Here is a 6,062-nt window from a genome sequence, read left to right as displayed (position 1 = left end):
CGGCGCAAGGCCTCCTCGGGGTACACCGCTGGAGCTAGCCGGCTTGGAAAGCGTCGACACTCCGTTGACCACGACGACTCCGTTTGAGGGGCTAGTTAACCGCCGGTGCAAGTGGCGAAAAGACGAAACCGAGATTCTACCCGATTTCGAGGGCTAGCGGGAGCCTCGGAGGGTTATTTCTGTAGATGTTTTGCTCGTTCTAAGTTCTTGCATGCCAACAAGATACGGCGAGCCCCGTCGGCGACTTCCTGGGGGGTCGAAAACCGGCCAAAACTGAACCGCAAACTGCCCCGAATTACCCCCTCTTCGCACCCCATCGCCATCAACACGGGCGAGGGTTCGCTCGACCCGCTTGCGCACGCCGACCCGGTCGAACAAGCCACCCCCGCCATGTCCAACGCGACGAATAGCGCCTGCCGATCGAGCCCCACGAAGGCGATGTTCGACGTGTGGGGCAGACGCTCGGCACCCTGGCCAACCACTCTTGCGTAGGGCAGATCGGCGCAGATTTGCAGTTCGAACTGGTCGCGCAAACTCGCCAGGTGTTGGTATCGCTCCTGCCGCTCAGCGTGCCAGAGTTCGAGTGCTGTGAGCATCCCGACCACTAGCGGCACCGACTCGGTCCCCGGGCGGAGCCCTGCTTGCTGAAAACCCCCAAAAAGCTGGGGTGAGAGCTGCGTGTCCCCCTTCACCAGCAGGCCACCGATGCCCAGCGGGCCATGGAACTTGTGGGCCGTGAACGAGAGGGTTGTCGCGCCAAGTTCGCCGAATTGAACATCGATCTTGCCCACCGCCTGCACGGCGTCGGTGTGGAGCGCGGCCCCCCGCGCGGCGGCAAGACCGGCTAGTTCGGCAATCGGCTGTAGAACCCCCGTTTCGTTGTTTCCAAGCATCGCCGCTACGATCCGCAGGTTTTCACCGGCCACCTCCGCGAGCGATTCGGGCAGGATCCGCCCGCTCGAATCCACACTTAGTCGGTCGACTTTCCATCCACGGGGGGCAAGCTGGTCAGTGGCCGCCGTTACACTGGGGTGCTCGATCGGCGAGACGACCAATTGATGCGGACCTGGGTGGTGCCGCTCGGCGATGGCGGCGAGTCCGAACAGGGCCAGGTTGTTCGCCTCGGTCCCGCCCGAGGTGAAAATCAATCGGTCGGGAGTCCGCCCACCCGTTTGGCCACCCAAGAGCTCGACGATCCGTTCGCGGGCCCGCTCGATTACGCGCCGTGCGGTCCGCCCCGCCTCGTGCTGGCTCGCCGGATTGGCGTACCTCGCGCGCATCGCCTCGGCCATGGCCTCCACCACCTCGGGGGCTATGGGTGTGGTTGCGTTGTTGTCGAGATACACCGGCTCTTGCTGCATGCGGGCATTATAGGTGCTAGCAGCGCGGGGCGTGAGGCATTCGGGTTGCGAGTCGAATGACCTTGCTGGGTGGCACCTCGCTCTCTATGCTCCCGCGCTCCAAATTTTGTCTTCGTTTCTGCCTTCAGCGCAAGAGTTGGCGTTCCATGGAATCGCTCAGAACCCTGTATCGTGCCTCGGTGATGATCGGCACTTTGGTGGTCGGAGCCCTCGCCTACCGTGCTTATGGACCGGAGCTCGAAAAGCTCAAGCCGTTGTTCACGCGAGCGGTCGAGATCGCCAGCGAACTGATCAGCCCCGATTCCGAGACCGATACGCCCCTTGCCGAAGGCGAGGCAGGATCGGCGCCGGCCCCTTTCACCGCCCTCGCGACACCGCTTCAACCGCCGGCCTTACTCGACCAAAACGTGCAGCCCGCGGGTGGTGCTCTCGAGCCGGTTGTCCCGCCACTGGCGCCCGAGTCCACGGAGTCGCCTGTCGCTGCGGTGGTTCGTGCGCTGAACGAACGGGGCGTCAACGATTATTCGATGACCCGCTGGGGTGCCGATGGGACCCACTATCGCTTCCAATGCTCGGTACCGTGGGGCGAAGGGGGAGTCTATTCGCAGCATTTCGAGGCGGTGGCCGAAACCCCTGCCGATGCGGCTCGTCAGGTGCTCGATCAGGTGAACCAGTGGTCGGTCGCCCGCGCGTCGGCACCCAATTATCGCTAACGGGCGGCGGTGCCAGCATGCCAGGTGGTGGAAAAACCCTCGCTTACCAATTGCGCGTCGTCGCCAGCGGCAGTCGTCCGTTGAGCGAACGTCCGCGGGAGCGTCGTCCGCGCCTGTGGATGACCGGCGATGCGCTTCAGGTGGCACCAACCCCGCTGGCGGATGGTCCCGCGCGACTTGCCCGCGTCGAGGCGGTGCTGTTTGTTTCGCGGGAAGCGGTGAGCCTCAAGCGGCTTGCCCAGTTAGCCAATTTGGCCGATGCCACCGAGGCTCGCACGCTCGTCGAGCAGCTTTCGCGGAACTACACTCGGCGAAGTCGGGCGTTTCAGATTGAGAACGTGGCTGGCGGGTATCGGCTGCTTACAAGGCCGCAATTCGCCCCCTGGGTTGGCAAAATAGGCGACTTCTGCGACCTTGCCGATCAGCAGTTCAAGCTGACGCCGCCAGCCCTCGATACCCTCACGGTGGTTGCGTACCGCCAGCCGGTGCTGCGATCCGAAGTCGAGGCAATCCGCGGCGTCGCCTGCGGCGAGTTGCTCCGCCAGTTGATTGAGCGGGACCTCTTGCGTATTGTCGGACGATCGGAAGAATTGGGCAGACCGCTGGAGTACGGCACCACCAAGCGTTTCCTCCAGATGTTCGGGCTCAAGAGTTTGAACGACTTGCCACCACTCGACGAACCCGTCGGGCCCACCTTGCAACTTGCATCCGAGAGCAACCCTCAGCAAAATGTGGTTCCTCGAGCCGCATGAACTTAAAAGAAATCCCGGGAGAGAGACTCCGTGAAACTCGTCACCCCCAAACCCTTCCCCTCGCACCCAAAGTCCACCCATCCGGCGGACCTCGACGACGCGCGCTTTGTGCGTAGTGAACTCGAAGACGACTTCGAGGAAGAGTACGAAGATGAAGACGACGACCTCGAAGACGACGAAGAGTACGAAGAGGAATACGAGGACGTCGAAGATGACGACCTAGTCGAAGAAGAGGACGAGGAGTACGAAGAGGAAGAAGTCTGGGAAGAAGTCGAGGACGACGAGGAAGAAGACGAGGAAGAAGACGACGAAGAAGAAGTGGAAGTCGACGACGAGGAGGAAGTCGAAGAAGAGTATGAGTATTCCGACGAGGAATACGAAGACGACGACGAAGAAGAAGGCGAAGAAGAATACGAGTACGAAGACGAAGAAGATTGATCGCTTCGCCTCTAAAGATAACGCAAGAAACCCCGAGCCCACCCGCTCGGGGTTTTTTGTTGGACCGTGCAACCGCAAACCCGAAGCAGAGCGGCTCTCAGGGTGGCTGGGGACGAGTGCCGCGAGCCCCCAGTTCGGAGGTGCCCGCGAATGACGCAGATGTTCGCGAATAGAAGAAAGAATAAGCGAACAGGAGGGAACGGAGAGAACAAAGTGAGGAAGAAAGACCAGGACAGGGTTTCGGAAGTTTAAGAGAGACAGGAGGGTAACTATTGGGCATCCTATCTTCCTTTGTTCCCTTCGTTCCCCTCTGTTAGTAGTTCTTCCGTCTCTGTTCCCTCCGTTTCCTCCTGTTCAATGGCCTTACTTTTCTCTTCGCTGCGTTTCTTCGTTCTCTTCGTTCCCTTCTGTTCATTTACTTATTCAACTCCCTCGAATTCTTGCGAATCTGACCGCGAGCGTTATCGGTGTTCATCCGTGGCTTAAGCCTTCACTCCACTAGCTAGAAACTATGAGCACCGAGAATCGCTCCGCAACGCCGCTTGGTTTTTATTCGGCTACGGCGCTTGTCGTGGCGAGCATGATCGGGGCGGCGGTGTTCACGAGCGCTGGGTTCTCGCTCGCGGCGCTGCAGTCGCGAGAGTGGGTGCTCGTGGCGTGGGTCGTCGGCGGAGCGATTGCCGTGTGCGGGGCGATCAGCTACGGAGCGCTCGCCAAATCGCTCCGCGAATCGGGCGGCGAGTACGTTTACCTCGCCCGCCGGATCCATCCGCTCGCCGGTTTCCTCGCTGGATGGGTGTCGTTGCTCGCGGGGTTCACCGGACCCTTGGCGTACGCCGCGACGACCTTCGAACTCTACGCGGCGCCCATGTTGCCGTGGAAGTTGCCCTACGGCACCATCGCCATCGCGATCATCGCGCTCTGTTTCGTGCAGCACTCCCTTGGCGTTGCCGGCGGGGCGTGGCTGCAGAACGCCATCGTCGGGGTGAAGATCGTTGGTCTCTCGGCGCTGCTAGTTGCTGGTTGGTACTGGCTCGGCCAGCACGAACCGCTCGCCGCGCTCCCCGCTCCGACGTTCGCGTGGGGTGACTTCGCCCAGCAGCTTACCTACGTTTACCTCGCCTACTCGGGCTTCAACGCCGCGGTGTACGTGACCGAAGAGGTTCGCGACCCGCAAACTACCTTGCCCCGCTCCATGCTCGGTGGCACGCTGTTGGTGCTGGTGCTGTACATGGCCCTCAACGCGGTGTTCGTCTACTCAGGACCGCTCGAGGCACTCGCAGGCCAAGCGGATATCGCCGCGGTCGCGATGAAACTACTGGGCGGACCAACTGCCGAACTCTGCACGCGTCTGCTGATTCTCACGGCCCTCGCCTCGAGCGTGAGCGCGCTCACCATGAGTGGCCCGCGTGTCTACGCGAAGATGGCGGCCGATCGGCTGTTCCCGCTGCCGGTCCCCGCTGCGGGCAAGGCACCGTGGGCAGCGATGCTATTGCAAGCGGTGCTCGCCGTCGCGGTGGTCCTCACTGCGGGGCTGGAAGAACAACTCGGCTACCTTGGCATCGTGCTGATGCTGTGCGCCGCTGGCGCGGTCGCCACACTGTTTTGGGTCCGCACGAGCGATCCTACCAAGCGCCCCGCATGGTGGCAGTTGGTAGCCGCCGCGCTGTTTGTCATTGCGGCGTTGGTGCTCGCAGTACTGACGTTCCTTCGCAACCCGGCCGACAAAGTCATGATCGCTGCGGGCGTTACGCTGGTGTCGGGCGTCGCTGCGTACTACGCGATGCGATGGTGGCACGGGGCGCGAGCGTGAACATCACCTTTTTGTAGGAGGGGTCTCCGAGTCCGATGATCGCTGCGCAAGTCTCTCCACACTCAGAGACTTCTCCCCCAATAGCCGACGAGCTACGCCTCGTCGGATCAACTTCTCCAGTTCGCAACGCGTCGCAAGTAGAGCGACTTCCCCACTCCCTCGGGCTCAGAGATCCCTCCCACAGGTTGTTGAGGGGATGCCGCCATTCTACTTGTGGGAGGGGTCTCCGACCCCGATGATCGACAGCAAAGCTCTCTAATAAATTTGCTTTATGAAACAGAGACATCTGTCCGACGAGGCGTAGCTCGTCGGCTATTCTCCGCGCGCTAGCGGTGTTTTCCCTGAGTTTGCTGCTTGCGAAATCCAGATTGCAGCTCCAACGAACGCGCGGGAGAATACCCTCGCTGGTTCTCCTGCAAACCTTGGATAACGCGTCGTGCGAGTACTCGCCCTCCCCCGCCGAATCTGGAAGTGCCTCCACCCTTTCACGTGGTTGGTGATGCTGGCGGTGTTCGCGGCGCTGGTGATTATTGTGGTGCCGGGGGTTTTCATGGGAAGCTGGCGCGAAAGTACCAGGTTCTACTCGCACGCGTTGACCCTCAGTGACCAGCTACCGCACCCGCCAACTGGCAAGCTGCCCTTTACGTTCGCCCATGGCTGGCCGATGCCGTGGTGCGTTCGGAGCGTTCACGTCCCTGTTCCGACGGTGAGCTGGCCGATCACAACAATCCCCGCACCTCCCCCGCCATCATTCCCTCCTCCGAATTGGAGTAGGTCGCTGTTCTGGCCCTTCTCCGGATCTGCCTGGTGTTTTAATTGGACGAACCTCTTCTTCGATAGTCTCGTCGCTGCGATTTTCCTCTTCACACTTGCTGGAGCTACGGAGTGGTGGCTTCGTCGACGAGGTGGTTCTTTTCGCTTTCGAATCGTCGATATGCTAACACTAGTGACATTAGTTGCCATTACCATAGGCTGGTACCAGTTC

General features: G+C 61.1%; 5 protein-coding genes. 4 read left to right on the top strand and 1 reads right to left on the bottom strand.

Annotated elements, in window-relative coordinates; genetic code table 11:
* Nucleotides 1–173: 173 nt before the first annotated feature.
* On the bottom strand, nt 174–1,361 hold the full coding sequence (locus tag SH292x_RS23720; RefSeq protein WP_442483508.1) for a cysteine desulfurase family protein: 1,188 nt from the start codon (nt 1,359–1,361) through the stop codon (nt 174–176).
* Between the two features lie 146 nt (nt 1,362–1,507).
* On the opposite strand from SH292x_RS23720, the gene SH292x_RS23715 reads away from it, so the two are divergent.
* The 4 genes from SH292x_RS23715 to SH292x_RS23700 all read left to right on the top strand — a co-directional run bounded on the left by SH292x_RS23715 (nt 1,508) and on the right by SH292x_RS23700 (nt 5,077).
* Nucleotides 1,508–2,074 carry a hypothetical protein gene (locus SH292x_RS23715; protein WP_442483507.1) on the top strand — a complete coding sequence of 189 codons (567 nt, stop codon included), beginning with the start codon at nt 1,508–1,510 and terminating at the stop codon, nt 2,072–2,074.
* Complete coding sequence (scpB, locus tag SH292x_RS23710) at nt 2,035–2,826, top strand: SMC-Scp complex subunit ScpB (RefSeq protein WP_442483506.1); 792 nt, start codon at nt 2,035–2,037, stop codon at nt 2,824–2,826. The genes SH292x_RS23715 and scpB overlap by 40 nt, the downstream gene beginning before the upstream one ends.
* Before the next feature lie 30 nt (nt 2,827–2,856).
* Complete coding sequence (locus SH292x_RS23705) at nt 2,857–3,264, top strand: hypothetical protein (RefSeq protein WP_442483505.1); 408 nt, start codon at nt 2,857–2,859, stop codon at nt 3,262–3,264.
* 511 nt (nt 3,265–3,775) lie between these two features.
* Entirely contained in the window at nt 3,776–5,077 is a 1,302-nt protein-coding gene (locus SH292x_RS23700) for an APC family permease (protein WP_442483504.1), read from the top strand.
* The last annotated feature ends 985 nt before the right edge of the window (nt 5,078–6,062 follow it).

The organism is Aeoliella fuhlenseeensis, assembly GCF_052161615.1.
Classification (GTDB): domain Bacteria; phylum Planctomycetota; class Planctomycetia; order Pirellulales; family Lacipirellulaceae; genus Aeoliella.
This window is presented reverse-complemented; position numbering and strand designations above follow the sequence as displayed.